At 71.1% G+C, this 24,894-nt stretch carries 26 protein-coding genes and 1 riboswitch; of the genes, 15 read left to right on the top strand and 11 right to left on the bottom strand.

The genetic code is table 11. The annotated features are described in order from the left end of the window. Nucleotides 1-75: 75 nt before the first annotated feature. Nucleotides 76-918: an SDR family oxidoreductase gene (locus tag ACWDRB_RS30545; RefSeq protein WP_449899377.1), complete on the top strand. Its 843-nt coding sequence runs from the start codon at nt 76-78 to the stop codon at nt 916-918. Here the strand turns inward: ACWDRB_RS30545 and ACWDRB_RS30540 are convergent. Beyond that, nucleotides 915-2,624: a serine/threonine protein kinase gene (locus tag ACWDRB_RS30540; RefSeq protein WP_449899375.1), complete on the bottom strand. Its 1,710-nt coding sequence runs from the start codon at nt 2,622-2,624 to the stop codon at nt 915-917. The two genes, ACWDRB_RS30545 and ACWDRB_RS30540, sit on opposite strands and share 4 nt — an antisense overlap. Beyond that, entirely contained in the window at nt 2,621-4,441 is a 1,821-nt protein-coding gene (locus ACWDRB_RS30535) for a serine/threonine-protein kinase (protein ID WP_449899373.1), read from the bottom strand. Before ACWDRB_RS30535 ends, ACWDRB_RS30540 begins: the two co-directional genes overlap by 4 nt. A gap of 132 nt (nt 4,442-4,573) precedes the next feature. Here ACWDRB_RS30535 and ACWDRB_RS30530 point away from each other — a divergent pair, with 132 nt between their 5' ends. The 4 genes from ACWDRB_RS30530 (at nt 4,574) to ACWDRB_RS30515 (ending at nt 7,735) form a co-directional block, all read left to right on the top strand. Beyond that, complete coding sequence (locus tag ACWDRB_RS30530; RefSeq protein ID WP_449899371.1) at nt 4,574-5,230, top strand: class I SAM-dependent methyltransferase; 657 nt, start codon at nt 4,574-4,576, stop codon at nt 5,228-5,230. 439 nt (nt 5,231-5,669) lie between these two features. Beyond that, the gene (locus tag ACWDRB_RS30525) at nt 5,670-6,863 is read left to right on the top strand and encodes an MFS transporter (protein WP_449899368.1); all 1,194 of its coding nucleotides are present in this window, start codon (nt 5,670-5,672) and stop codon (nt 6,861-6,863) included. A gap of 71 nt (nt 6,864-6,934) precedes the next feature. Next, nucleotides 6,935-7,423, top strand: coding sequence for a hypothetical protein (locus ACWDRB_RS30520; RefSeq protein WP_449899537.1), 489 nt, complete (start codon nt 6,935-6,937; stop codon nt 7,421-7,423). Between the two features lie 150 nt (nt 7,424-7,573). Next, nucleotides 7,574-7,735: a hypothetical protein gene (locus ACWDRB_RS30515; RefSeq protein WP_449899365.1), complete on the top strand. Its 162-nt coding sequence runs from the start codon at nt 7,574-7,576 to the stop codon at nt 7,733-7,735. A gap of 160 nt (nt 7,736-7,895) precedes the next feature. Here ACWDRB_RS30515 and ACWDRB_RS30510 read toward each other — a convergent pair whose 3' ends face one another. Genes ACWDRB_RS30510 through ACWDRB_RS30500 form a run of 3 tightly spaced genes read right to left on the bottom strand, consistent with a single transcriptional unit; the run spans nt 7,896 to nt 10,247 of the window. Continuing rightward, nucleotides 7,896-8,252, bottom strand: coding sequence for an ArsC/Spx/MgsR family protein (locus ACWDRB_RS30510; protein ID WP_363981664.1), 357 nt, complete (start codon nt 8,250-8,252; stop codon nt 7,896-7,898). 19 nt (nt 8,253-8,271) lie between these two features. Beyond that, on the bottom strand, nt 8,272-9,579 hold the full coding sequence (locus ACWDRB_RS30505; RefSeq protein ID WP_449899361.1) for a sensor histidine kinase: 1,308 nt from the start codon (nt 9,577-9,579) through the stop codon (nt 8,272-8,274). A gap of 11 nt (nt 9,580-9,590) precedes the next feature. Beyond that, nucleotides 9,591-10,247 (bottom strand): response regulator transcription factor, encoded by a 657-nt coding sequence (locus ACWDRB_RS30500; protein WP_350728207.1) that lies wholly within the window; start codon nt 10,245-10,247, stop codon nt 9,591-9,593. 156 nt (nt 10,248-10,403) lie between these two features. Here ACWDRB_RS30500 and ACWDRB_RS30495 point away from each other — a divergent pair, with 156 nt between their 5' ends. From ACWDRB_RS30495 to ACWDRB_RS30480, 4 genes are read left to right on the top strand one after another with little or no spacing between them, the layout of a single operon-like run. After that, a complete protein-coding gene (locus ACWDRB_RS30495; RefSeq protein WP_449899358.1) occupies nt 10,404-10,925 on the top strand; it encodes a hypothetical protein in 522 nt (173 codons plus the stop codon). After that, on the top strand, nt 10,925-12,058 hold the full coding sequence (locus tag ACWDRB_RS30490; RefSeq protein WP_449899356.1) for an efflux RND transporter periplasmic adaptor subunit: 1,134 nt from the start codon (nt 10,925-10,927) through the stop codon (nt 12,056-12,058). Before ACWDRB_RS30495 ends, ACWDRB_RS30490 begins: the two co-directional genes overlap by 1 nt. Further along, nucleotides 12,055-12,750: an ABC transporter ATP-binding protein gene (locus tag ACWDRB_RS30485; protein ID WP_449899353.1), complete on the top strand. Its 696-nt coding sequence runs from the start codon at nt 12,055-12,057 to the stop codon at nt 12,748-12,750. Before ACWDRB_RS30490 ends, ACWDRB_RS30485 begins: the two co-directional genes overlap by 4 nt. Then, nucleotides 12,750-13,970, top strand: a complete 1,221-nt coding sequence (locus ACWDRB_RS30480) for an ABC transporter permease (protein ID WP_363981679.1) — start codon at nt 12,750-12,752, stop codon at nt 13,968-13,970. The genes ACWDRB_RS30485 and ACWDRB_RS30480 overlap by 1 nt, the downstream gene beginning before the upstream one ends. A 37-nt stretch (nt 13,971-14,007) precedes the next feature. Here the strand turns inward: ACWDRB_RS30480 and ACWDRB_RS30475 are convergent, their stop codons facing one another. The 3 genes from ACWDRB_RS30475 to ACWDRB_RS30465 all read right to left on the bottom strand — a co-directional run bounded on the left by ACWDRB_RS30475 (nt 14,008) and on the right by ACWDRB_RS30465 (nt 16,081). Beyond that, a complete protein-coding gene (locus ACWDRB_RS30475) occupies nt 14,008-14,448 on the bottom strand; it encodes a hypothetical protein (RefSeq protein ID WP_449899350.1) in 441 nt (146 codons plus the stop codon). A 59-nt stretch (nt 14,449-14,507) separates the two neighbouring features. Then, on the bottom strand, nt 14,508-15,476 hold the full coding sequence (locus ACWDRB_RS30470; protein WP_449899348.1) for a rod shape-determining protein: 969 nt from the start codon (nt 15,474-15,476) through the stop codon (nt 14,508-14,510). A 110-nt stretch (nt 15,477-15,586) separates the two neighbouring features. Further along, the gene (locus ACWDRB_RS30465) at nt 15,587-16,081 is read right to left on the bottom strand and encodes a PadR family transcriptional regulator (protein WP_363981688.1); all 495 of its coding nucleotides are present in this window, start codon (nt 16,079-16,081) and stop codon (nt 15,587-15,589) included. 56 nt (nt 16,082-16,137) lie between these two features. Between ACWDRB_RS30465 and ACWDRB_RS30460 the strand changes: the two genes are divergently transcribed. The 4 genes from ACWDRB_RS30460 (at nt 16,138) to ACWDRB_RS30445 (ending at nt 19,900) form a co-directional block, all read left to right on the top strand. After that, nucleotides 16,138-17,586 (top strand): MDR family MFS transporter, encoded by a 1,449-nt coding sequence (locus ACWDRB_RS30460; protein ID WP_449899345.1) that lies wholly within the window; start codon nt 16,138-16,140, stop codon nt 17,584-17,586. 48 nt (nt 17,587-17,634) lie between these two features. After that, complete coding sequence (locus tag ACWDRB_RS30455) at nt 17,635-17,835, top strand: DUF5302 domain-containing protein (protein ID WP_355199524.1); 201 nt, start codon at nt 17,635-17,637, stop codon at nt 17,833-17,835. Nucleotides 17,836-18,001: 166 nt separating this feature from the next. After that, nucleotides 18,002-18,137: riboswitch (cyclic di-AMP (ydaO/yuaA leader) on the top strand. A gap of 186 nt (nt 18,138-18,323) precedes the next feature. After that, entirely contained in the window at nt 18,324-19,016 is a 693-nt protein-coding gene (locus tag ACWDRB_RS30450) for a hypothetical protein (protein WP_397365777.1), read from the top strand. Nucleotides 19,017-19,054: 38 nt separating this feature from the next. Beyond that, nucleotides 19,055-19,900 (top strand): alpha/beta fold hydrolase, encoded by an 846-nt coding sequence (locus ACWDRB_RS30445; protein ID WP_397365776.1) that lies wholly within the window; start codon nt 19,055-19,057, stop codon nt 19,898-19,900. On the opposite strand, the gene ACWDRB_RS30440 is transcribed toward ACWDRB_RS30445, so the two are convergent. Next, entirely contained in the window at nt 19,897-21,111 is a 1,215-nt protein-coding gene (locus ACWDRB_RS30440; RefSeq protein ID WP_319719253.1) for an aminotransferase class III-fold pyridoxal phosphate-dependent enzyme, read from the bottom strand. The two genes, ACWDRB_RS30445 and ACWDRB_RS30440, sit on opposite strands and share 4 nt — an antisense overlap. Beyond that, nucleotides 21,108-22,025, bottom strand: a complete 918-nt coding sequence (locus tag ACWDRB_RS30435) for a carbohydrate kinase family protein (protein WP_449899340.1) — start codon at nt 22,023-22,025, stop codon at nt 21,108-21,110. Before ACWDRB_RS30435 ends, ACWDRB_RS30440 begins: the two co-directional genes overlap by 4 nt. Nucleotides 22,026-22,071: 46 nt before the next feature. Here ACWDRB_RS30435 and ACWDRB_RS30430 point away from each other — a divergent pair, with 46 nt between their 5' ends. Next, the gene (locus tag ACWDRB_RS30430; RefSeq protein ID WP_357741240.1) at nt 22,072-22,656 is read left to right on the top strand and encodes a TetR/AcrR family transcriptional regulator; all 585 of its coding nucleotides are present in this window, start codon (nt 22,072-22,074) and stop codon (nt 22,654-22,656) included. 40 nt (nt 22,657-22,696) lie between these two features. Continuing rightward, on the top strand, nt 22,697-23,332 hold the full coding sequence (locus ACWDRB_RS30425) for a class II aldolase/adducin family protein (RefSeq protein WP_449899337.1): 636 nt from the start codon (nt 22,697-22,699) through the stop codon (nt 23,330-23,332). On the opposite strand, the gene ACWDRB_RS30420 is transcribed toward ACWDRB_RS30425, so the two are convergent. After that, on the bottom strand, nt 23,327-24,853 hold the full coding sequence (locus tag ACWDRB_RS30420; RefSeq protein ID WP_449899334.1) for a DUF885 domain-containing protein: 1,527 nt from the start codon (nt 24,851-24,853) through the stop codon (nt 23,327-23,329). The genes ACWDRB_RS30425 and ACWDRB_RS30420 overlap by 6 nt on opposite strands. Between the last annotated feature and the right edge of the window lie 41 nt (nt 24,854-24,894).

The following is a 24,894-nucleotide window of genomic DNA, read 5'->3' as shown; positions in this document are numbered from 1 at the left end:
CGACGGATGGGGACCATGAGGAGACGGTGCAGGGGGACGCCTGGTTGACAGCTCCGGCCGCAATAGGGTGATTGCATGGGGTTCATCGTCACCACCGGTGCCACCGGCCGCCTTGGCGGGCGGGTGGCAGCACTGCTCGCCGCCGCCGGGATCGAGCAGCGGCTCGTCTCACGGCAGGCCGACCGCGTCGTCCCGCTGGCGGGCGCAAGCGCGGTCAGCGCCGAGTACGGCGATCCCGGCGCGGTGCGGCGGGCTCTCGAAGGGGCCTCGACCGTGCTCTTCGTGTCCGCGTCGGAGAGCGCCGACCGCCTCGACCGGCATCGCACGTTCGTGGACGCCGCCCGCGACGCCGGTGTCGCCCATCTGGTGTACATCTCGTTCTACGGCGCCGCCCCGGACGCCACGTTCACGCTGGCGCGCGACCATTGGGCCACCGAGCAGCACATTCGCGACAGCGGCCTGCCCTTCACCTTCCTGCGTGACAACCTGTACGCCGACTTCCTGCCGGGCATGGCGGGGGAGGACGGCGTGATCCGCGGCCCGGCCGGTCAGGGGCGGGTCGCGGCGGTGGCCCAGGACGACATCGCGGAGGCGGCGGCTGCGGTCCTGCTGGATCCGGGCGCGCACGGGGGTGCGACCTACGACCTCACCGGGCCGCAGGCCCTGACGCTGGACGAGGTGGCCGCCGCGCTGACCAGGGCGACCGGGCGCGCGATCACGTACCACCCGGAGACGGTCGAAGAGGCTTACGAGTCGCGCCGCGGCTACAACGCGCCCGCGTGGCAGGTGGCGGCGTGGGTGTCGACGTACGAGGCCATCGCCGCCGGTGAACTGGAGGGGGTCGGCGACGCGATCCCCACGCTCACCGGGCACGCCGCGACCACGTTCGAGGAGCTCCTGGCCAGGGGCCAAGGTTAGTCCGGCCACTCCTCGCCCCAGCTCTCGCTGTTGCTGCAGATCTTCACCGTGGCGCTCTTCGTGAACCTCCTCGGGGTGACCACCTCGAAGACGACGTTGTACGTCCCGGCCCCCTTCCAGGTGATGGACGGCAGCAGGGGTTTCGACGACGACGTGCCCTCCTGCCTGCCCTGGTTCTGGCCGTTGACGAGCCACCGGTAGCTGTAGGTGCCCGTGGCCGAGACAGTGGCCCAGATGTTCGTGTCGTTGCGCCAGCAGTCGCTCAGCTTGTAGCCCTCGTACCTGAAGGACACCGACTTCACCCCGCCGCCGCCGCTGGTCGCGGTCGGTTTGGAGGTGCTGGGTTTCGTGGTCGGTCTGGACGTTCGGCTGACGGTGGGCTCGGCGGTGGGGCGGGTCGTGGTGGTGGCCTTGGGGGTTGTGGAGGTCTTGGGCGTTTTCGGGGTTTTGGAGGTCTTCGTGCTCTTGGTGGGGTGCGGGGTCTTGGCGGATCCCTTCGCCCCGGTGCCCGAGCCGGAGACGGTCGGGGTGGAGGCCGTGACGATGTTGGCGGTGGTGGCACGGCTGGGCCACCACGGCGCCCAAGCCCAGGCGGCCACCACGGCGCCGGTCACGACGACCGCGGTCCCGCCGGCCAGGAACGCGAGGATGCGCCCGTTGCCGGAGGATCCCCGTCCGGGGTTGGTCCGGAGGTGGGCGATCGGCGGCTGGTGCGGAAAGGGCCCGCCGGGGTGATACGCGGGTCCCCGGTACGGGCCAGGCCCATGAGGTCCGCCCGGGACGGCCCCATATGCGGGCCCTCCCGGAAACGCCCCCGGACCCGCATGTCCTGATCCCATGGGCGCCACGCCCGGACCCGCCGATCCTTGAGGCACCGGACCGCCTGGGAACGCCCCCGGCCCCGGTCCTGGTGAGGCCGGATGGGCCGAACCGCCTCGCGGAGGTGCCTGGCCGCCGATCAGCTGGAAGAGGACGTCGTGCATGGCCGGGCGGGCCGCCGGATCCTTGGCCAGGCAGGCGTACACGATCGAGCGCAGCGGCTCCGGCACCCCGCCGAGCTGCGGCTCCTCGTACTGGATCCGTCTGAGCACCGCGGGCACGGAGTCGTTGCCGAACGGCGGGGCGCCCGTGGCCGCGTACACCATGACGGCCCCCCACGCGAACACGTCCACCGCCGGACCCGCGGCGGCGCCCATGAACTGCTCGGGCGCCATGTACGCGGGCGTCCCCACGACGCTGCTGGTACGGGTCAGCGCGGCGTCCATGGCGCGGGCGATGCCGAAGTCGATGACGCGCGGCCCGTCGCGTCCGAGCAGGACGTTCGCGGGCTTGAAGTCCCGGTGGACGACGCCGGCCCGGTGGATGGCGGCCAGCGCGGTGGCCGTGGCGACGGCGAGTCGTTGCAGGTCGGCTCCGCTGTGGCGGCCGGCCTGGTGGAGTGAGGGGCCGTCCACGTACTCGGTCACGATGTACGGTCGTGGGCCGCCCAGCGAGGCGTCCAGCACCTGCGCGATGCAGAACGGCTCCACCCGCCGCGCGGCCGCGATCTCCTTCGCGAACCGGCCGTCACCCGGCAGCCCCTCGTGCAGCGCCTTGACGGCGACCCGGGTGCCGTCGGGGGCGGTGGCCAGGTAGACCACGCCCTGGCCGCCCTCGCCGAGCTGCTTGACGACCCGGTACGGGCCGATGGCCTCCGGCATCATCATGTCGGGATGGCGCAGACGTTGAACGACACGCTCTTCTGCGTCGCCGACGGGGAGGTGACCTTGAGGGCGACCGTGTGGCGCCCGGCCTCGAGCATGTACTGGCCGGAGGTCGCGAACGCGGTGTACCCGCCCTCGGACACCCATGACCTGTTCCCCGTGACCGCCTTGCCGTCCAGCAGCCACTTGTAGGAGACCCACACCTTCTGCCGGGTCGACTCCACGTTGGTCTGGAAGTGGACCGGCGGCATGTAGCAGCCGCTTCCCTGGCTCTGGCCGGGGCCGCCGAACAACTCGATCTCGAGGATGCTGATCCTGGCGTTCGCGACCGGCTTCTTGGTGGTCTTGGTGGGGGTGGGAGCCACGGTCGGGCGCGCCGTGGTGCGCGTGGGCGTCGCCGACGGTGGCGTGGACGTGACCTTGGGGGTGATCTTCTGGGTGGGTTTGGGGGTGGCCTTGCGGGTCTTCCGGGGCGGCGTCTTCGTGGCCGGGGGCTCCGTGGTCTTGGTGGCGGCGGACGGGCTGAGCTGATCGGCGGCGAACGACGCCTGACCGGGCTGCTTCGACCAGGGGGCAAGCCAGACGACGCCACCGATCAGCGCCACCACCATGACCCCCGACACACCCACGGCCACCGGAAGCACAACCCGCCGCCCAGCCACCCCCCGCCGCCCCGACCCCGGCCCATACCCTTGACCTGGCCCGGGCACCGGTCCTTGCCCCGGCACCGGCCCATATCCCGGCCCGGGCGCCGGTCCTTGACCCTGCGCCGGCCCACGTCCCGGCCCGGGAATCGGCCCTTGCCCCGGCACCGACCCCTGCATCGGCACCGGCCCGTTCCCAGCCCCGAAAACCTGCCCCGGCCCTTGCCCCGATACGGCCACCGGCCCCTGCCCCGGCCCGGGAATCGGCCCTTGGCCTGGCACCGACCCGTGACCCGGCACCTGCCCCTGCCCTTGCCCCCATGCGGATCCTGGCATCGGACCGGACCCCGCTCCCTGGGGGACCCCGGCCATCGAACCCTGCCCCCCGGAGTTCTGCCCGCTCAGCAGCCGCAGGATGACGTCCCGCATCGTCGGCCGGGCATGCGGATCCTTGGCCAGGCAGTCGTACAGGATGCCCCGTAACGGATGCGGGACGTCGCCGAGCTGGGGTTCGTTGTGGAGGATGCGGTTGATGATGGCCGGCAGCGTGTCCTGCCCGAACGGCGGCGTCCCGTTGGCCGCCCACGCCATGACCGATGCCCAGGCGAACACGTCCGCCGCCGGCCCCACCGACTGCCCCGCCAGTTGCTCGGGCGCCATGTACGCGGGCGTGCCGACGATGCTGCTGGTGTGCGTGAGGGCGTCGTCCATGGCCCGGGCGATGCCGAAGTCGATGACGCGCGGCCCGCCGGGACCGAGCAGGACGTTCGCGGGCTTGAAGTCCCGGTGCACGATGCCCGCCTGGTGGATGGCGGCCAGCGCGGTGGCCGTGGCGACGGCGAGCCGTTGCAGGTCGGCTCCGCTGTGGCGGCCGGCCTGATGGAGTGAGGGGCCGTCCACGTACTCGGTCACGATGTACGGTCGTGGGCCGCCCAGCGAGGCGTCCAGCACCTGCGCGATGCAGAACGGCTCCACCCGCCGCGCGGCCGCGATCTCCTTCGCCAGCCTGTCGTCGAACCCCGCGCCCTCGCGCAGCACTTTGACCGCCACAGGGCCCCCGCCGGGAGCCTGCCCGAGGTAGACGGTCCCCTGGCCGCCCGCGCCCAGCCGGCCGAACAGGCGGTATTCCCCTACTGTCGCTGGGTCATCCTCCCGCAGCGGTTCGACTTGCGGCATGAGAGAAGTGACTCCTGAGACGGGGGCGGCTGATCGTTACGTACGATAGCGACTGCATACGGATTTGTGGCGAAGTTCCGGATCTGTCGGAAACCTTCCGGTGAACCCGGGCGCGGCCAGAAGGGTGCGATCATGCCGCTGACCACGGACGACGAGTTGGAGGGCTCGCCCGTCGTGGCCAACAGCCTCATGAACCGCGAACGCCGCCTCCCCTCCTACAACCGAGAGCTCGGCATCGACGTCATCGACGTGCTCCGCGTCACGGAAGCCCGGCCGGCGCGCTGGCTGGACCTGTGCTGCGGCACGGCGAACGCCCTCAACGAGGCCACCGCACTGCTCGGACAGGACGCCGAGATCGTGGGCGTGGACCTGGTCGACTTCTTCGCCTGCCCGCCGACCCCGCCACGGCTGCGACTGATCACAGCCTCCGTCACCACGTGGCGCCCCGATGCCCCGTTCGACCTCATCACCTGCGTACACGGCCTCCACTACGTCGGCGACAAGCTCGCACTCCTGGCGAAGGCCGCCGACTGGCTCACCGAAGACGGCCTCTTCGTCGCGAACTTCGACACCCGCAGCATCCGCCTCCCGGACGACACCCCTGCCGGCCGCCGCCTGACCACCGCCCTGCGCTCGCAAGGGATGACGTACGACGGGCGCACGAGGAGGATCAGCTGCCGGGGCCGCAGACGCCTCGCCCTCCCGTACCGCTACCTGGGCGCGGACGACCAGGCCGGCCCCAACTACACCGGCCAACCCGCCGTCAACGCGCACTACGCCCCAGCCTGACCACCCCGGAACTGTCGGTGGAGCCTGGCAGAGTGTCCCCGAATCTTCAGACCGGCACCGGCGACCAGGGGCGAGTGCCGATGCCACGCGCGCGTCGAAAGGGGGCACGGTGTCCGATCGCAGCCACCGGAGCACAACCGAGCCCCAGCCACTCGACCCCACCGCACCCAACACTCACCACCCCGCCGTAGGTAACCCCCGCCACCTCGCGGCACCCGACGCTCGCCACCTCACGACGCCACTCGGCCCGAGCACCCCGGGTGCCACGGGCGTCGAGCCCGATCCCCGTGCCACGGCCGCCGTCCCTGACGCCGCCGTTCCAGACGCCGCCGTTCCAGACGCTGCGCGCGTCCGGGCTGATGCCGGCGCTCGGCTCGTCGTGGATGGGCAGCGAGACGCCGGTGGCCGGGTGGTCTCGCCTCGTTCTCGTTCGCGTTCGATGTTCGCGCTGCTGGCGGCCAAAGGGTTCCGGCGCTACTACCTGGGTCAGACCGCCTCCGCGTTCGGCGACTCGCTGACCCCGCTGGCGATCGCGTTCGCCGTCCTGCACCTCACCGGATCACCCGTGGATCTGGGGATCGTGGTCCTGAGCACCCGGCTGCCCGTCATCCTCCTGACCCTGCTGGGCGGCGCGGTCGGCGACCGGTTCTCCCGCAGGACCGTGATGCTGCTCGCCGACCTGACCCGCTTCGCCGCGCACGGCATGACGGCGGTCCTGCTGCTCACCGGCGCCGCACACCTCTGGATGCTGGTCGCCCTGCAGCTGATCGCCGGCGCGGGATCGGCGTTCTTCACCCCGGCCGCGGCGGGCCTTGTGACCGGGCTGGCCGGCAGGGAGCATGTGCAGGCGGCCAACTCCCTGATCTCGATCTCCAGGAGCGCGGCGTCGATCCTGGCGCTGGGCGTCGCCGGAGCCCTGGTGGCGTTGGTCGGGCCGGGCTGGGCCATCCTGGTCGACGCGCTGACGTTCCTGGTGAGCGCGGCCTTCCTGTACCGTCTGCCCCTCGAGACGGTACGACCGCGCCCGAGTGGCGGTGTGCTGGCCGGCATCGGCGGCGGGTTCGCGGAGTTCTCCCGGCACCGATGGCTGTGGATGTGGACGATCCACAGCGCGCTCACGAACGTGCTCGTGGTCTCCCCGATCCTGGTCCTCGGCCCGTACGTCGCCGACCAGCACCTCGGCGGCGCGCCCGCCTGGTCGGCCATCGGCATCGCGTACGCCGTCGGAGGGCTGGCCGGGGGCTTCGTCGGCGCCCGCTGGCGGCCGGGGCGGCCCGTGGTCGCGGCGCTCCTCTTCTTCCTCCTGATGGCCCCGCTCCCGGCGCTGCTGGCGATCCCCGCCGCGCTCTGGTTACTGGCGCTCGCGGCGGCGGCCGCCGGCATGGAGCTGGTGGTCTACAACGTTCTCCAGACCACCTCGATCCAGCGCCACCTCCCCGAGGAATTCGTCGCCCGCGCCACCTCTGTCACCATGCTCGGTGCCCTCGTGGCCGCGCCCGTCGGCATGGGCCTGGCGGGTCCCGCGGTGGCGCTGCTGGGCAGCGGGCCCGTCCTGGGTGTGTGCGCCGTGGCGGCCGTGCTCGTCACGGCTGTGAGCCTGTTCGCGCCGCCGGTGTGGCGCGTTCGTGACTAATCCGGATGAACTTTCCGCCGGGTCCACCACTCGAAGCATGCGTACCGTTCGACACAGGGGAGATCATCGTGATGAAGGTGCTTGTGGCGGTCCTGGCAGGCGGGGCACTGCTCACCGCCGGCGCGCCCGCGTTCGCCCAGTCCGCCAAGCCCGCGCTGGGACCCTACGGCTATGGCAAGGTCCGGCTCGGCATGAGCGAGAAGCAGGCCAAGGCGACCGGAGAGGTCGTGCTCAAGAAGGCCGGCGAGGCGGGCTCGTGCGCGGGCTGGGACCTGAAGGCCCTGCCCACCGGCAAGGACAACGTGGGCCTGTACATCTCCAAGAAGCGTGGCGTGGCCTTGATCTTCGCCGCGAAGGGTGTCAAGACGCCCGAGGGCATCGGCCTCGGCTCCACGATGACGCAGATCAAGAAGGCGTACCCGGGCGTCAAGACCGCGGCGAGCGGATACCCGTACGTGAGCGTCCCCGGCAACTCCAAGGCCAACTACTCGTTCCTGCTCTCCAAGGGCAAGGTCTACGAGCTGGCGCTGAGCCTCAAGACGCAGGACTGCGTCAACTGACCAAGCGATCCACACGGGGGTTGTAGGACCGCGTTCACCACGCCCCACCCCCGTCGCGGCCGAAGCGGTGCCGGGGGGAGCACGGCGGAGCACCGCCGGGTCGTCGTCAACGACGGGGGAGATGCCTGCAGTTGGCCGGTGTCGGCGTCGATGATCCTCGCCGTCCGTCCCCGCGAGCACGACGACCTGCGCGTGCGCGCGGATGCGGCCGAAATCGGAAATCGGCCGGACGAACGGATGGATGGCTGCGGGGACCGCTGTGCCGCCGAGATGTGCGCGGGCGTGTTGGCGGGCTTACTGCCGGGCCGCTGAGAAGGGCGCGGGCGCGTGGCGGCTGGCCAGCCGCGGCGCTGGGGTGGGTGCGGGCGGGCGGTGGCCGGACCGACATGGCACCGAGATGGGTGCGGGCGTGTTGGTTTGGCGGTGGTTCGTGGCTGTCTGGTCGTGTTCGGTGGTGAGCCGTTGGGGACGGTCAGGGGAGTACGGAGCGGACGGCGTCCTCGGACCGGGCGACCACCGTCGTTCCGTCGTCGGCCGTGATGATCGGTCGCTGGATCAGGATCGGGTTCTCCGCCAGCGCCCTGATCCACCGGTCACGGGCGTCCGCGTCGCGCGGCCAGGTGGCCATGCCGAGCTCGGCCGCCCGCGCCTCGCCGGTCCTGGTGACGTCCCACGGTTCGAGGCCCAGCCGGGCCAGGACCGCGCGGATCTCGGCCTCGTCGGGTGGGTCCTCAAGGTAGCGGCGCACGGTGTACTCGGCGGCCTCGGCGTCCAGGATGGACAGCGCGGAGCGGCACTTCGAGCACGCCGGATTGATCCAGATCTCCATGACACCCGACAGTACCGAGCTAATGGAAGGCGAGCGGCAGCGACGCGGTCACGACCAGGCCGCCGCCCTCCCGGGGCTCCGCCCGGACGTCGCCGCCGTGCGCCACAGCCACCGACCGTACGATCGACAGCCCCAGCCCCGCGCTCCTGGCCGTGATCACGCGCTCGGCCCCGTGCCGGTGGAACGGCTTGAAGAGCTGCGGGATCTCGTATGGCGGCACGTCCGGCCCGGTGTTGCTGACCTCGACCTCGGCTCTCCCGCCCGAGCCGCCGAAGCCGCCCGAGCCGCCCGACCCGCTCGATCCGGCTGAGTCGCCCGAGCCGCCTGAGCCGCCCGGGCCGCCGGACACGACCCGGCTCACCACTCGCACCCACCCGGTTCCGTCGTCCAGGTTGTGGCGGATGCCGTTCTCGACCAGGTTGTGCACCAGCCGTTCCAGCAGCAGGGCGTCCCCGACGGTGGGCGCCTGCGCGGTGACCTCGTGCACGGTGACCTTGGAGTCGTGGGCGTCCGCGGCGGTCTGCCTGACCACGTGCGTCACCACGTCGGCCAGGTCCACCGGGGAGCGGTCCGTGATCTCCTGCTCCGACCTGGCCAGCAGCAACAGTCCGGAGATGAGCCGCTCGTGGCGGGCGTTGATCTCCAGCAGGCTCTCGCCCAGCTCCTTGATCTCCGCCGAGGCCGTACGGCGGTGCATGGCCAGCTCGACCAGCGCCCGGTTCAGCGTCAGCGGCGTGCGCAGCTCGTGGGAGGCGTTCGCCACGAACCTGCGTTGCCCGTCGAAGGACTGGTCCAGCCGCTCCACCATGGTGTCGAACGTGTCGGCGAGCGTCTTGACGTCGTCGTCCGGCCCCGCCAGCGCGATCCGCTCGTGCAGCCCGCGCTCGGCCATGGGCGCGGCGGCGATCCTGCGTGCCGTCTCGGTGACCCGGTGCAGCCGGGCCAGCACCCGTCCGGCGACCACCCAGCCGAGCCAGACGGCCACGGCGCCGACCACGACCAGCGCGATCAGACCCTGCGTGAGGAGCGACGTGATGGCCGCGCCGCGCAGCGTCAGCTCCTGCTGCCGCATCCACTCGTACGCCGCCTCGCCGGAGAGCTCGACGCCGTCCTGGACGAAGAACAACTGCTTGGACTTGCCCGGCGGGGCGGTGAACCGGCTCTCGAACGAGTTCGTCAGCTGCTGGTTGAACAGCAGATAGGTGACGCCGAGCAGGGTCAGCCCGGCGAGCATGAACAGGGCGCCGAACAACAGGGTGAGCCGCAGCCGCAGCGTGGGCCGCGGCCGTACGAGCCGCCTCAGGAAGCTCATACGAGGGAAGCTCATGCGAGGGAAGCTCATGGGATCCGGTACCCGACCCCTGGCACGGTCTCCACCACCGGCGGGTCGGCGAGCTTGCGGCGCAGCTTGAGGATGGTGAGCCGGACCGCGCCCGTGAACGGGTCGGCGTGCTCGTCCCACGCTTTCTCCAGCAGCAGCTCGGCCGAGACCACGGTGCCGTTCGCCCGCATCAGCTCCGTCAGGACGGCGAACTCCTTCTTCGACAACGGGACGAACCGCCCGTTCCTGAAGACCTCCCTGCGCGCCGGGTCCAGCGTGATCCCGGCCCTGCGCAGCACCGGCGGCACGGCCGGCCGCGAGCGCCGCCCCAGCGCCAGGACCCGCGCGGCCAGCTCGGGGAACGCGAACGGCTTCGACAGATAGTCGTCGGCCCCCAGGGACAGCCCCGTGACCCGGTCGTCGAGCTGGACGGCGGCGGTCAGCATCAGCACCCGCGCGTCGCGCTCGGACGCGACGAGCTCCCGGCACACGTCGTCGCCGTGCACGCGCGGCAGGTCGCGGTCCAGCACGACCACGTCGTATTCGTTGACCGCGATCCGTTCCAGCGCCGCCGCACCGTCGCGCGCCAGATCGACCGCGTGCGTCTCCTCGCGCAGCCACTCGGCGATCGCGTCGGCGAGCAGCGGCTCGTCCTCCACCACCAGCACCCGCATCGTGCACCTTTCTTCTGCTTACGGAGCCGAGTGTGGCGTAGACGGCATTTGCTCAAAATAAGCCGCAGAACAAACAGCTGGCGGAAACGCTGAGGAAACAGCGGCCCCTATTGCATCTCTCCTCGAACCACGTTCATTCGACGGAGGAGAACACCCATGCGAGGACCAACCCTCAGCGCGATGGCCCTGGCGCTCACCCTGACCCTGGCCGCCTGCGGCTCGGGCGGTGGCGGCGGCTCCGACGTGGCGTCGGTGTCCGGTACCGGCACCCAGGCCGCGGCCAGCGCGAAGCCCAGCGAGGACCCGCAGGAGCGCGGTCTCAAATTCGCCCAGTGCATGCGCGAGAACGGCGTCGAGGTCCCCGACCCCGAGCCCGGCAAGGGCATCATGATGAAGTTCGACGGCAGCGTCCCGCAGGAGAAGGTCGAGGCCGCCCAGGAGGCGTGCAAGCAGTACGCGCCGAAGATGGGCGGAGAGGGCGGCAAGGTCGACCCCCAGCGGGCCGAGGCGCTGCGCAAGGTCGCGCAGTGCATGCGTGACAACGGCGTCGAGTCCTACCCCGACCCCGAGGGCGGCATGGTGCGCATCAACGCCGAGGTCGGCCAGGACCCCGATTTCAAGTCCGCCCAGCAGAAGTGCGAGAAGGAGCTCTCTGAGGCGGGCATGGGAGGCATGTGATGGGGATGGCCACCATCGACGGGAAGGCGGAGCCCGGCTCCCCGCCCTCCCGGCCGCGCCGCCGGCGCGGCCGGGGCAAGGTGGTCGCCGGGCTCCTCATCGCGCTGGTCGCCGCGGGCGGCGGGTTCGTGGCGGTCAACAGCGCCGGCCTGCTGAAGGGCGGCGCCGGCCCCACCCGGTCGGCCACCGCCCTGCCCCCGGCCACCACCGCGGTGACCAGGCAGACCCTGAACGACACCAGGGACGCCGACGGCGAGCTCGGCTACGGCCCCGTGACCACGGCGATGAGCAGGAAGCCCGGCACGATCACCTGGCTGCCCGACAGCGGCGCCCAGATCACCCGCGGCCGGTCGCTGTACCGGGTGGACAACCAGCCGGTCATGCTCCTGTACGGCGACACGCCCGCCTACCGCGACCTCAAGGTCGGCGTGGAGGGCAAGGACGTCGAGAACCTGGAGCGCAACCTCAAGAAGCTCGGCTACGACGGTTTCACGGTCGACGACGAGTACACCTACGACACCGCCGAGGCGGTCAAGGAGTGGCAGGAGGACCGCGGCCTGGACGAGACGGGCGTGGTCGAGCTGGGCCGGGTCGTCTTCGCCCCCGGCAAGGTACGGGTGGAGAGCCTGGAGTCCGAGGAGGGCCAGCCGGCCACGCCGGGACAGAAAATCCTGACCTATACGGGCACGTCCAAGGTGGTCACGGTCGAGCTGGAGGCCGAGGACCAGCGGATGGCCAAGAAGGGCGCCAAGGTCGAGGTCACGCTGCCGGACGGCAAGAACGTACGGGGCAAGGTGACCGAGGTGGCCACGGTCGTCAAGCCGGGCGAGGGGCAGAACGCCGAGCCGGAGACCCGGGTCGAGGCGCTCGTCTCGATCGGCGAGTCCAAGTCCGCCAAGGGGCTGGACAAGGCGGCGGTGGACGTGACGTTCACGGCCTCCCAGCGCAAGAACGTGCTGACCGTGCCGGTCGCGGCGCTGGTGGCGCTGCAGGAGGGCGGCTACGGCCTGGAGATCGTCGAAGGGGGCAGGTCCCGCTACATCAAGGTCGAGACGGGGCTGTTCGCCGGGGGACGGGTCGAGGTCAGCGGTGACGGGCTCACCGAGGGCATGACCGTGGGGATGCCGAAATGACGTACCCCATGATCGCGCTGACGGACGTGTCCAGGACGTACCCCGGCGGGGTGGCGGCGCTGCGGGAGGTGTCGCTGCGCATCGAGCACGGCGAGCTGATCGCCATCGTCGGGCCGTCCGGCTCGGGCAAGTCGACGATGCTCAACGTCGTCGGCACCCTCGACCGGCCCACGTCCGGGACCATCCACATCGACGGGTACGACGTCTCCAAGCTCTCCGACAACCAGCTGTCGGCGCTGCGGGCCACCACGATCGGGTTCGTGTTCCAGTCGTTCCACCTCGCCGCGAAGGTCCCGGCGCTGGACAACGTGGCCGACGGCTTGGTCTACACCGGCCTGAGCCGGTCGGAGCGGCGCCGCCGCGCGGCCAAGGCGCTCGAACGGGTCGGGCTCGGGCACCGGATGGACCACGAGCCGCACGAGCTGTCCGGCGGCGAACGGCAGCGCGTGGCCATCGCCAGGGCGGTGGCGGGCGAACCGCCGCTGCTCCTGGCCGACGAACCGACCGGGGCCCTGGACTCGGTGTCGGGTACGGGGGTGATGGAGCTGTTGCACGAGCTGAACGAGAGCGGCACCACCATCGTGATCATCACGCACGACCGGGAGATCGCCGCCAGCCTGCCCAGGCAGGTGCGGATGCGCGACGGCCGGATCATCTCCGACAGCGCGCGGGTCCCGCTGGAGGCGGTGTGATGGCCGTCGTGGAAGCGCCCCGGCCGAAGTTGTCCCCGGCCAGGATGCGGCCCCGCGACGTGATGCGCGTCGGGGCGGTCGGCCTGCGTACCCGACCGTTGCGGGCCTTCCTGTCGGCGCTCGGCATCGCCATCGGCATCGCGGCCATGGTCAGCGTGGTCGGGCTGTCGTCCTCGTCGGGCGCCGAGCTCGACCGTACGCTCTCCGCGCTCGGCACCAACCTGCTCACGGTCTCGTCCGGCACCACGCTCATGGGCGAGGCCGCGCAGATGCCGAAGGACGCGGAGGCGATGATCGAACGGATCGGCCCCGTCCAGGCGGCCTCGTCGATCGGGCGCATAAGCGAGGCCAAGGTCTACCGGTCGGAGGAGATCCCCGAGGCTCAGACCGGCGGCATGACCACGTACGCGGCCCGCCTCGACCTGCCCGCCACCGTCGGCGCGACGCTGCGGAGCGGGACCTGGCTCAACGCCGCCACTGAACGCTACCCGGCCGCCGTGCTCGGCTCCTCCGCGGCCCAGCGGCTCGGCGTGGGTTCGATCGGGGCTGACACGCAGGTCGTGATCGGCGGCGTCCGCTTCGCGGTCGTCGGGGTCATGAACCCGGTGGCGCTCGCCACCGAACTGGACAGCGGCGTCCTGGTGGGCTGGCCGGTGGCGGAGTCCAGGCTGGGCTTCGACGGGCACCCGACCACGCTCTACACCCGTTCGGAGGAGTCCAAGCTGGAGGCCGTACGCCAGGTGCTGGCCGGCACCGCCAACCCGGAGGCGCCCAACGAGGTGGACGTCTCCCGCCCGTCCGACGCCCTGGCCGCCAAGCAGGCGACCAGCCAGGCGTTCGCCAACCTCCTGCTGGGGGTGGGGGCGGTGGCCCTGCTCGTGGGCGGGGTGGGGGTGGCCAACACGATGGTCATCTCGGTGCTGGAACGCCGCGCCGAGATCGGCCTGCGCCGCTCGCTCGGGGCCACCCGGGGGCAGATCCGCACCCAGTTCCTGGCGGAGTCGCTGCTTCTGTCGGCGCTTGGCGGGGGAGGGGGGATCCTGCTGGGGACGGGTGTCACGATGGGCTACGCGCTGTACAGCGGCTGGCCTTCCGTGGTCCCGGCCTGGGCCACCGTCGGCGGCCTCGCCGCCACCCTGGCCATCGGCGCCGCGGCCGGCCTCTACCCCGCCATCCGCGCCTCCCGCCTCTCCCCGACCGAGGCCCTGTCCACCCCCTGAGGCCCTCCCGGCGGCGGACCCAAGGGGTCGGGTGGTGTCAGTCGGTGGCGTAGCAGGTGGTCTTGCCGATGACCCGGACGCCGGGCCGGTCGCCGGAGAGCACGGTCAGCTCGAACGTCAGCCGTGTCTCGGGATTGCGCAGCACGGAGACGTCCTGATCCCCATCCCGCAGGTCCAGGTCGTCGACCATCTTGTCGTACCCCATCTCCTGGAGCAGATCCAGCAGCCCCGAGGAGGCGGAGGCGAGGTCGCTCTCGGCGCGGAAGTACCGCCGCACCTGCCCCGGCACGCACGAGTCGTCGTCCACCGGCGACTCGGTCGACAGCCGGAGGCCGGCGGAGCTGAGCAGGGCGCCGCCGTCGGAGTCGAGCTGCCGGGCGGCGTCTTCGAGTGTGGGCAGCTCGGCCGCCGCCGTGCAGGCCGTCATCGCCGCGACGCAGAGGAGCACCGCGGATAAGCCGTGACGGCAGGCGCGCACGATCGGACCATATCCGAGATCGTCCGGGGCCCTCCACCAAAAAAGCGAAAACAGAATGATCAACGGCGCCGGCGGAGCCGGGCACGCAGTCCCAGGTCGTCCACGCAGGTGCCGAGGCCGAGCGCCACGCACTCCAGCGGCCGTTCCGCCCGCCGTACCGGCATGCCCAGGGACTCCCGCAGCCGCTGCGCGAGCCCCGCGAGCAGCGCGCCGCCCCCCACCAGCACCGCGCCGCGTTCCCCGAGGTCGCCGGTCAGCTCGGCGGGGCAGCGCTCGACGGTCTCCATCGCCGCCCACACGATGGACTCGATCGCCGGACCGGCCGCCTCCCGGATCCGCTCCACGGGCAGCCGCACGTCGTGCTCCTGACCGGTTTCGGGGTCTCTGGCGCGTACGGTAACGGGATTCCCGTCGGCGCCGGCGTGGTGTTTGGCCGCCTCGGCCTCGCGTTCGTCGATCGTGCGGCCGTGCTCGTGCTCGACCAGGCGGGCGATGGCCCGGTCCACGGCCCGGCCGCCGCCCGGGACCGCCGTCGTGGCCACGGCCTCCCCGCCGGAGAGCACGGCGATCCGGGCGGAGTCGCGCCCGATGTCGATCACCATGCCTCCCACGTAGTCGCGGACCGGCAGGCCCGCGCCGAGCGCCGCCGCGAGGGAGTGCGGGATCAGCCGGATCTGCCTGGCCTCCGCCTCGTACGCCACGTCGCGCAGCGTGGCCCGCTCGATCGGCGTGGAGCCGTCGGGCAGCGCCATGACCAGGCGTGGCCTGGCGAGCGGGCGCCGGTGCACCTTGCTCAGGAAGTGCTTGACCATCCGCAGGGCGAGGTCGCCGTCGGCCGGCAGGCCGCCGCTGACCGGCCAGCAGATCTCCTCGCCCGTCGCGTCCGCGCCGTACCCGATGACCTTGCCGGTACGGCCGTCGATCGTCACCGCGGAGGGCTCGTCGAGCACGATGCCCTTGCCCCTGACGTAGATCCGCGTGCGGGAGCCCCCGAGGTCCATCGCCAGGTCGCGGCCGAGGAGACTCATGACGCGACTGCGAACGTGGCGATCGTGGCGGGCATGCCGGGTCTATTTCCTGGGCCGCTCCAACGCAACACCAGGAACGGAGTGGTTCCCCTTTACCTGAGCGGGCGGGCTCAACGGCTCCTGAGGGCGGCCAGGGTCTCCTCGGCCCACTCGATGCCGGTGCGGACCTGGGCCAGCCCGAGCCGCAGCGCGTAGTGGCCGGTCCCCTCCGCAGGCTGGCAGTCGAGGACCACCAGCCGTGCCTCGTACCCTGCCTTGATCCGCTCGACCACCGCGATCGCCTCCTCCGTGGAGAGCAGCGGCAGCAGGAACGCCTGCAGCGCGGTCTCGTTGCGTACGACGAAGACGGGTTCGTGCTCCACCAGCCACGTGTGCAGCTCCCGCGCCCCCTCGGGGGTGATCGTGTAGATCTTGCGCCCCCTCGCGCCCTCCGACGAGGCCGCCACCAAGCCGTCGGCCGCCATCTTCACCAGCTCGGGATAGATCTGCGTGTGCCCGGCCTGCCACACGTGGTTGAGCGAGTGCTCGAACTTCTTGGCCAGGTCATACCCGCTCGCCGGGCCCACGGCCTCCAGCAGCCCGAGAAGCGCGATCCGAAGGGACATGCGCGCCAGCATATCGAAGGCTTGACATGTCAGGAGTTACATATCAGTCTTCACATGTGAATGATGACATGAAGCCTCAAGGGCTCCTCTTGCTCGCGGTGCTCGGCGGGATGTTCCTGGCGATGCTCGACCAGACGATCGTCGGCACCGCGTTACCGCGGATCACGGCCGAGTTGGGCGGCACGACGCTCTACGTCTGGGTGGTGACGGCGTACCTGCTCACCTCGACGGTGACCGTGCCGCTCTACGGCCGGCTCTCCGACCAGCACGGCAGGAAGGCGCTGTTGCTGATCGGGATGGTGGTGTTCGTGGCCGGGTCCGCGCTGTGCGGGGCGGCGCAGGACATGCCGCAACTCATCGCGTTCCGCGCGCTGCAGGGGCTCGGCGCGGGCGCGCTGCTGCCGCTGTCGATGGCGTTGGTGATGGAGATGTTCCCTCCGGGTACGAACGGCGCCCGCGTGCAGGGTGCGCTCGGCGGCGTGATGGGCCTGACGTACCTGGCCGGGCCGTTCCTGGGCGGGTTGTTCACCGACCACGCGACCTGGCGGTGGGCCTTCTATGTGAACGTGCCAATCGGCCTCGTGCTGATCGCGATCGTCGCGCGCCGCCTGCCGAACCGGCCGGGCGTGGGCGGCGGCGGGCGCCCCGACTACGCGGGCATCGCGGTCTTCACCGTGGCCATCAGCGCGCTGCTGCTGGGCCTGACGGAGAAGGGCCTGGACGGCAACACCTGGACCGACGCCGCCGTGGCCGGGCCGATCGTGCTCGCGGCCGCGTTGCTGGCGGTGTTCGTGCTGGTCGAGAGGCGGGCGGCTAGCCCGATCATGCCCATGCACCTGTTCGGCAACCGCACCTACACGCTCGTGAACGTCACGTCCTTCTTCACGGCCTTCTGCATGTACGCCGGCGTGGTGTTCCTGCCGCGTTACTTCCAGCAGTCCCTGGGCGTCAGCGCGACCGAGTCCGGGCTGAGGATCTACCCGATGACGCTGGCCATGGTCCTGGGCAGCGTCGTCATGGGCACGCTCATGTCCAGGACCAGGGTCTACAAGCCGTGGCTGGTCGCCTCCCCATTCTTGCTCGTCGCGGGCACCCTGCTCTGCCTGAACCTGACCGCGCACACCAATGCGCTGCTGCTGGCCGGCTGGATGCTGCTGATCGGGCTGGGCATGGGCCCGATGCTGTCCGGCCTGACCGTGGCCTCCCAGCAGTCCGTCGAGCCGCAGTACATCGGCGTCGCCTCCGCGAACCTGACCTTCTTCCGCCAGATCGGCGGCTCCGTGGCGCTGGCCGTCGGCGGCACCCTCTACACCTCGACGGTCACGGCGGAGGCGCCCGTGCACGGCCTGGCCGCCGCGCACGCCTCCGCGGCGGCGGCGGTCATCCCGTCGCTGGGGGTGGCGGGGGCGCTGCTCGCCCTGATCGCGCTGGTGGCGATGCCGGCCAGGCGACTGGAGGTGCCCGCCACGCCGCAGAGCAGGGTTGAGGCCAGTTTCGCGTCATAAGCGGCGCCGTGCGAAGCTGTGATAGTCCCCAACACCATGGAGGTCCTCATGGCGGAAACACCGGAGCCGGAAGTCAGCGAGACTCCCGAGGACGAGATGAAGCGCAAGTTCCGCGAGGCGCTGGAGCGCAAGCGTAACCAGCACGCGGACTCGAGCGCGGGTGGCAAGGGCGGCGACCCATCGAAGATCCACGGGGCGCACGGTCCGGCTGCGAGTAAAAGATCGTTCAGGCGCAAGAGCGGCGGCTGAGGCCGGGAATTTCAAGGGGGTACGGCAATGCCGTGCCCCCTTTCTCTATGCCGGAGGCAGGTAGATCTTTACACCGATTCATGACGAACTGTTTGTGTTTGTCCGGAATACGTGGTTAGAGTGATGCCCACTTACCAGCCGGTGGCGTGGACCACACAAGGGAACCAGCCGGCTGGCGCCTAATCCCGATCACTCGGGAGCCGGGGACCCACCTCCCTGGGGTGAATCCGACCTTGCGTCGGTAGGGCAACTCCACCGCCCGAACCCGTCAGCTAACCCGGTAGGCGAGATGGAGAGGACATATGCAGAACTTGAATGATCACGTAGAACACCCATACAGCGTGATGACGGCCGCCCTCTGAGCGGTCCCTTCTCCAGGCTCGTTTCGCGCTCCGCGTAGCTTTCCCCCTGTCAGGTGCTTTCCCCTGCTACGCCCTTTTTCAAGCGAGCGCAATCTCCCTGCCCCCTCGCGAAGGACTGTACTTTTCATGTCTGCACGTTCTGGTTTGCGTACCCTCGCTCTGCTCACCGCCTCCACCGTCGGCGCGCTCACCATCGCCGGCACCGCGGCCCACGCCGACTCCAACACGGACGAGAAGGTCCTGCTCAAGGGCTCGACCACCGCTTCGTACTTCTGGGACGACTCCTCCGGCCGCGCCGGGGACACCGGTCTGCCCGCCAGCGGCAAGCCCATGCAGAAAGGTCTGGCCGCCAGCCCGAGCTGGCCGCTCATGACCGAGGGTTACGTGATCCACGACGGCAAGAAGCTGCCCTTCTTCGTCGGCGACCGCGGCCCGGGCGTGCCCTCCAACAACGGCGTCATGCTCGACCTGGACGGCAAGACGTTCGCGGAGCTGACCGGCGGCTCGTTCAACATGGAGACGCTCGGCGTCGACGGCGTCGGCGGCCAGGGGCACATCAAGGTCGACTACGTCATCACCAAGTGGGGCAACGGTCCCGGCAAGAAGAACTACCCGGTCCCGTTCTCGACCGGCGCCTGGTCCGAGCGCGACGACAACCCGGCCGAACCCCCGGCGGCCGGTGCGGCCGTGCCGCCGCCGGCGCGCGAGGCCGGAGAGTGGAGCGCCAGTACGGGCGCCGTCGTGGCCAGCGCCGTGGCCGCGGTGGGCGGCGGCGTGGTGCTCGCCAGCGATCGCGTTCGCAATCTTCTCAAGGGCTGAACTTTACGGACCTGGACCAGAATGTCATTCTGGTCCTCGTGACCACCCGCGTAGCCGCGAACGGCATCGAAATCGCCTACGAGAGCTTCGGCTCGCACGAGGGGCGTCCCCTGCTCCTCATCATGGGGCTCGGCGCGCAGCTCATCCATTGGGATGAAGGGCTCTGCGCGCTGCTGGCGGACCAGGGACACCACGTCGTACGGTTCGACAACCGCGACGCCGGTCTCTCCACACACTTCCACGACAAGGGCGTTCCCGCGATGGGGGCGCCCTCGCCGTATCTGCTGGACGACCTGGCCGACGACTCGGCGGGACTCATGGACGCGCTGGGCTGGCCGGCCGCCCACGTGGTCGGGGCGTCGATGGGCGGCATGATCGCCCAGGCGCTGGCCATCCGCCACCCGGACCGGGTGCTGACCCTGACCTCGATCATGTCCACTCCCGGCCCCTCGGCGGCCCCGCCCACCGAGGCCGCGCTCGCCACCCTCATGGCCGCGCCCCCCGCCGACCGCGAAGCGGTCCAGGCCCAGGCGGTGCGGACCTGGTCGGTCATCGGCTCGCCCGGATACGAGCTGGACCGCGAGCGGATCACCCTGCTGGCCGGACTCGCGTTCGACCGCTGCTTCGACCCCGGCGGGACGGCCCGGCAGCTCGCCGCCATCATGGCCTCGGGCGACCGCACGGCGGGGCTCGCCGGGGTGCGGGTGCCCACGCTGGTGCTGCACGGGGAGGCGGACCAGCTCGTCCCCGTCGCCGGTGGCCACGCCACAGCCGCGGCCGTGGCGGGCGCCCGGCTGGTGACCTACCCGGGCATGGGCCACGACCTGCCGCGCCCGCTCTGGCCGTCCGTCGTGGCCGAGATCAGCAAGCTCACCGCCCCCTAACCGAAGTGGGCACGGGTCTCCGCGAACGCCTGGTCCGTGCCCTCCAGCGCCCTGGCCACGTCGGCCTCCGTGTGCGCGGCCGACATGAACCAGTTGTGCCACGGGTGCAGGTAGACCCCGTGCCGCAGGCAGGCGTCGCTCCACCACATCGCGACGGAGAGGTCGGCGTCCCCGTCGAAGCTGAGCCACGGGATCGTGACGGGCCCCGTCTGGTTCACCACGAACCCGTGGGACTTGGCCTGCGCGTAAAGCCCCTCGCGGAGCTGTGTGCCCGCGCGTTCCATGGCGCCGATGCCGTCCGTGTCGCGTAGCGTCTCGATGGTCGCCTTGGCCGCCGCCATGGCGACCGCCGAGAACCAGAACGACCCCGTCGAGTACAGCGTCTGCGCCGGTCCGCGCAGCGCGTCCGTGCCGGTGACGGCGGCGATCGGGTAGCCGTTCGCCATGGCCTTCGACCAGGCGGTCAAGTCGGGCCGCACCCCGTACGGCTCCCAGGACCCGCGCAGGTCGACCCGGAACCCGGCCCGCACGTCGTCGATCACCAGCGCGGCCCCGAGCCGGTCGGCCAGGGCGCGGGCGCCCCGCGCGAAGGCGGGCTCCACCAGCTCCTGGTCCTCGAACGAGTCGTGCTTGAACGGCGTCACGATGATCGCCGCCACGTCGCCCTCCACGGTCGCCGCCGCGGCCTCCAAGGACTCGAGTGAGTTGTACGTGAACTCCACCAGATCGGCCCGCTCGTTGGGCGTCGTGCCCGCCAGGGAGGGCGTGCACCAGGGGTCCGCCCCGTGGTAGGCGCCGTGCGCCATCAGGACCTTGGTCCGGCCGGTGGCGGCGCGGGCGACCATGAGCGCCTGCGTGGTGGCGTCGGTGCCGTTCTTGGAGAACATCGCCCAGTCGGCGCTGGGCACGGTGTCCACCAGCAGCTCGGCCAGCTCCACCATGATCGGGCCGGGGCCGTTGAGGCAGTCGCCGAGTGCGGCCTGCCGGGCGGCGGCCTCCTCCACGCGCGGGTGGCGGTGGCCGAGCACGACCGGGCCCCAGCTGCACATGAAGTCGATGTACTCGCGACCGTCCACGTCCCACTGGCGGCAGCCCTCGCCGCGTTCGAAGAACTGCGGGAAGCCGGGGGCGAAGAGGGCGGCGTTGAGGTGGCCGTACATGCCGCCGGGGACGACCTTCAGTGCGCGCTGACGGAGTTCTGCGTCGGTCATCCGAGAGTCCTTAGAGTCGAGTCGAGATCGATGAGGCCGGCGTCCGAGCCGAGCCCGGTGGCGACGCGGGCGGCGGCGGCCGTGCCCCAGCGGGCCGCGGTCAGCACGTCCTGCCCGTGCAGGAGGCCCGTCAGGAACCCCGCGCAGTACGCGTCCCCGCAGCCGGTCGTGTCCGAGACGTCCACCTTGAGTGCGGGCACCGTCTCCGCGCCTTCCTGAGTGACCACCAGGCTGCCCGCGGCCCCCAGCGTGACGAGCACGCCGCGCGGCCCGTCGGCCAGCAGCGCCCGGGCGGCCTCGCCGACGTCGGAGGCGCCGGTCATGAGGAGGGCCTGCGACTCGTTCGGCAGCACGTAGTCCACGTGCGGCAGAAAAGCGCGAGCCATTCCCAATAAGTCGGGCATCTCCGAAAGGAGGTCCATGGTGATGACGGTGCCGGACGCGCGTACCTCGTCCAGGAGGGCGAAGAACGCCGGGTCGCCGAGGCCGAAGGTGACGTCCATCCCGCCCAGGTGGATCGCCCGAACGCCGCGCAGCACGTCGGGGTCGAGGTCCGCGTACGTCACGCCGAGGTTGGCCCCCGGCACGTGGAAGCTGGGCCGCCCGCCGTCGGGCCTGATGGGCAGGATCGACGCGGCCGTCTGCTCGCCCGCCCTGCGCACGAGGCGCGAGACGTCGACGCCGCGCTTGGCGAGCACCGCCACCAGGAAGTCACCCAGCTCGTCGTCGCCGGCGGCTCCCATGGTGATCACGGGGTTGCCCAGCTTGACCAGGTCGACGGCGGTCCCGGCGGCGGCGCCGGCGGCGGTGAGGCGGATCTGCTCCACCAGTACGGTGTCCTGGCCCTCGGGGATGTGATCGATGGGCCTGGCGAGAATGTCGACGATGTGGACGCCGACGGTGGCGACGGTCATAGTCTAAATAGACAGACGTCCGAATAAAAAGTCAATGGAGGAGCCGATGCCCAAGATCGTCGATCACGACGAGCGCCGGCGCGAGGTCCTGTCAGCCGCCCGCCGGGTGATCGTCAGGGACGGGATCGACGCCGCCACCACGCGGGCCATCGCCAAGGAGGCCGGCTACTCCAACGGAGTGCTCGCCCACTACTTCGCCGACAAGGACGAGATCCTGCTGTCGGCGCTGCGCCAGTCGCACCAGCGCATCCGCGACCGGCTGACCCGCAAGGTCGAGGGCGCGACGGGGCTGGCCGCGCTGCGCGAGCTGCTGCTGGACAACCTGCCGCTGGACGCCGAGCGCACCCAGGAGTCGCGCCTGGAGGTCAGCTTCTGGAGCCGCAGCCTGGCCTCGGAGCGCCTGGCCGAGGTCCAGCGCACGGAGGCGGACGAGCTGCGCGCCGCCGTACGCGACCTGCTGGCGCAGGCCCGCGCGGCGGGTGAGCTGCGCACCGACGACAACCTGGACGACCTCACCGAGCACCTGCTCGCCCTGGTCGACGGCCTCAGCCTGCACCTGCTCCTCTACCCGGGCCGGCTCAAGCGCGTCGACGTCGAGCGCCTCATGCTCCAGGCGCTGGATCGTTTGTGACCGTTGATGTATTTCGGACGACCGACTACATTTGCCGCGCATGAGCCTGCGCGAGCAGTTGTGCGAGTACGGCCGGCGCGCGGTCGAGCTCGGCCTGGTCATCGGCACGTCCGGCAACCTGAGCGTGCGCGAGGGGGATCTGGTCGCGGTCACCCCCTCGGGGGTGGCGCTCGATCGGCTGACCCCGGAGATGTGCCCGGTCGTGGACGTCGAGGGCTACCTCGTCGAGGGCGACCTGCAGCCGTCCAGCGAGACACCCATGCACCTGGCCGTCTACGCGACCACGGACGCCAAGGCCATCGTGCACACGCACTCGGTGTTCGGCACGATCGTGGCCACGACGATGACCGAGCTGCCACCCGTGCACTACAACGCGCTGCTGCTCGGCGGCGTGGTCAAGGTGGCCGAGTACGCCACGTACGGCACGCCCGAGCTGGCCGCCAACGTCCGGGCGGCGATGGAGGGCAAGAAGGCCGCCCTGATGGCCAACCACGGCGGGGTGACCGTCGGGGCGACGCTGGAGGAGGCGTTCGAGTCCACCCGGCTGCTGGAGTGGCTGTGCGAGGTCTACGTCCGGGGGCTCAGCGTGGGCAAGCCGGCCGTCCTCACGAACGAGCAGCTCAACGCGGTGATCGAGCGCGCGCTGAACCCCCCGACGTTCCCTCGTCGCCTATGAGAGCGCCGCCTGCTCCGCCAGTCCCAGCGGCAGCCCGCCCGACCCGGCGATCCGGTCGTGGAACTCCTTCAGCGACCCCTGGAACGACTCCCGGATGCGGTCGATCTCGATCGCGCCCGTGAGGTAGGAGGGCGCCTGCGTGGGCCACGCGCAGTAGCGGTTCACCTCGCCCTGAGCGGTGCCCGGCGACAGCGACGCCCTGGTCGCCATGAACGTCTCCGCCTCCTCGATCGACATGTCCTCGCAGTGCAGCGCGGTGTCCACGACGATCCTGGCGGCGCGGAAGATCCGGCAGTCCAGGTGGGCCAGCTCGGTGGCGGGGGTGTCGAAGTAGCCCTGCTCGTGCAGGAGCTTCTCCACGTACAGGGCCCAGCCCTCGGTGAAGTACGGGGTGCGGAAGACCTTCCTGGCAGTACGGGGGTTGCCCGCCATGTACGACAGGTGCCAGTGATGCCCCGGGTAGGCCTCGTGCACGGCGATCGAGGGCATCTGGGCCCGCGAGTTCGTACGGAGGCGCTGGCGTACCTGCTCGGGGGTGAAGTCGTCGGGCGTGTAGGGGACGAAGAAGACGCCCTTGCGCGAGGCGCTCAGCGGGGGCGGCGCCAGGTAGTGGGCGACGGACAGCACCGGACGGGTGTACTCGGCGGACGGGAGCACGTCGCACTCCTCGCCGTCGGCGAACGTGACCAGGTCCCGCTCCCGCACGAACTCCCTGGCCCGCTGGGTCTCGGCCGCGTACTCGGCCCGCATGTCGGCCAGGGTCGGCGGATGGTCGTCCATGAGGAACTCCATCGCCGCCCGCCAGTCCTCGCCGCCGTTGACCCGCAGCGCCACCTGGCGCATCCGCGCGTCCAGCTCGGTCCAGGCGGCCTTGCCCTTCTCGTGCAGCTCGGCGGCGCCGTAGCCGAGCATCTCGCGTTCGCGCAGCAGTGTGGAGTAGAGCCTCTCGCCCATCCGCCAGGTGCCGCCGCACTCGAAGCCCTCGAAGAAGGCGACCAGGTCGTCGAACGCCCGCGCGGCCGGTTCGGCGGCCTCGGCCAGCTTGGCGGCCAGGTCGGGGTCCTCGACCATGGACGGGATCGTACGCGTGAGGAAGTTGCGGCCGGTGCGGGCCTGGCCGAGCCCGCGCTTGATCAGCAGCGGGGCGGCCAGCTCGGGGTCGAGGTTGGCGCGGCAGGCGGCCAGCACGCCGGGCACCTCGGCCAGCCGCGAGACGGCCGAGGACACCAGCTCGGGCTCCGGCTTGAGGCGCCGCTGGAACGGCGTGTACATGGAGGAGAAGATCGCGGACAGGTAGACGGCCGGGTCACGCCGCCACTCGGGCCAGGAGGCGAGCGCGGTCGAGCCTCTCAGCTGGGAGAGGACCAGATCTCTGTCGATGGCGTCATCGAGGGTGGCCGTTTGGAGGGAGGAGAGGCGGTCGAGCCAGCGGGCCTCTTCCCGCTCGCGGGCGGTCCAGCCGGAGGCCGTCAAGTCGCCGAGGGTGTGATCATAACCGTCGGCCCCCAGTAAGCTGGCCACGACGGGACGGTCGGAAAAGTACCACTTGAGAAACTCGTCCA

This window comes from Nonomuraea sp. NPDC003707 (genome assembly GCF_053587055.1).
The sequence above is the reverse complement of the archived record's forward strand: the minus strand, read 5'-3'. Positions and strand labels throughout refer to the sequence as shown.

Coding starts and splice junctions, on each gene's coding strand:
- ACWDRB_RS30545 (WP_449899377.1), top strand. CDS start 76: ATGGGGTTCATCGTCACCACCGGTGCCACCGGCCGCCTTGGCGGGCGG.
- ACWDRB_RS30540 (WP_449899375.1), bottom strand. CDS start 2,624: ATGATGATGCCGGAGGCCATCGGCCCGTACCGGGTCGTCAAGCAGCTC.
- ACWDRB_RS30535 (WP_449899373.1), bottom strand. CDS start 4,441: ATGCCGCAAGTCGAACCGCTGCGGGAGGATGACCCAGCGACAGTAGGG.
- ACWDRB_RS30530 (WP_449899371.1), top strand. CDS start 4,574: ATGCCGCTGACCACGGACGACGAGTTGGAGGGCTCGCCCGTCGTGGCC.
- ACWDRB_RS30525 (WP_449899368.1), top strand. CDS start 5,670: ATGTTCGCGCTGCTGGCGGCCAAAGGGTTCCGGCGCTACTACCTGGGT.
- ACWDRB_RS30520 (WP_449899537.1), top strand. CDS start 6,935: ATGAAGGTGCTTGTGGCGGTCCTGGCAGGCGGGGCACTGCTCACCGCC.
- ACWDRB_RS30515 (WP_449899365.1), top strand. CDS start 7,574: ATGATCCTCGCCGTCCGTCCCCGCGAGCACGACGACCTGCGCGTGCGC.
- ACWDRB_RS30510 (WP_363981664.1), bottom strand. CDS start 8,252: ATGGAGATCTGGATCAATCCGGCGTGCTCGAAGTGCCGCTCCGCGCTG.
- ACWDRB_RS30505 (WP_449899361.1), bottom strand. CDS start 9,579: ATGAGCTTCCCTCGTATGAGCTTCCTGAGGCGGCTCGTACGGCCGCGG.
- ACWDRB_RS30500 (WP_350728207.1), bottom strand. CDS start 10,247: ATGCGGGTGCTGGTGGTGGAGGACGAGCCGCTGCTCGCCGACGCGATC.
- ACWDRB_RS30495 (WP_449899358.1), top strand. CDS start 10,404: ATGCGAGGACCAACCCTCAGCGCGATGGCCCTGGCGCTCACCCTGACC.
- ACWDRB_RS30490 (WP_449899356.1), top strand. CDS start 10,925: ATGGGGATGGCCACCATCGACGGGAAGGCGGAGCCCGGCTCCCCGCCC.
- ACWDRB_RS30485 (WP_449899353.1), top strand. CDS start 12,055: ATGACGTACCCCATGATCGCGCTGACGGACGTGTCCAGGACGTACCCC.
- ACWDRB_RS30480 (WP_363981679.1), top strand. CDS start 12,750: ATGGCCGTCGTGGAAGCGCCCCGGCCGAAGTTGTCCCCGGCCAGGATG.
- ACWDRB_RS30470 (WP_449899348.1), bottom strand. CDS start 15,476: ATGAGTCTCCTCGGCCGCGACCTGGCGATGGACCTCGGGGGCTCCCGC.
- ACWDRB_RS30465 (WP_363981688.1), bottom strand. CDS start 16,081: ATGTCCCTTCGGATCGCGCTTCTCGGGCTGCTGGAGGCCGTGGGCCCG.
- ACWDRB_RS30455 (WP_355199524.1), top strand. CDS start 17,635: ATGGCGGAAACACCGGAGCCGGAAGTCAGCGAGACTCCCGAGGACGAG.
- ACWDRB_RS30450 (WP_397365777.1), top strand. CDS start 18,324: ATGTCTGCACGTTCTGGTTTGCGTACCCTCGCTCTGCTCACCGCCTCC.
- ACWDRB_RS30440 (WP_319719253.1), bottom strand. CDS start 21,111: ATGACCGACGCAGAACTCCGTCAGCGCGCACTGAAGGTCGTCCCCGGC.
- ACWDRB_RS30435 (WP_449899340.1), bottom strand. CDS start 22,025: ATGACCGTCGCCACCGTCGGCGTCCACATCGTCGACATTCTCGCCAGG.
- ACWDRB_RS30430 (WP_357741240.1), top strand. CDS start 22,072: ATGCCCAAGATCGTCGATCACGACGAGCGCCGGCGCGAGGTCCTGTCA.
- ACWDRB_RS30425 (WP_449899337.1), top strand. CDS start 22,697: ATGAGCCTGCGCGAGCAGTTGTGCGAGTACGGCCGGCGCGCGGTCGAG.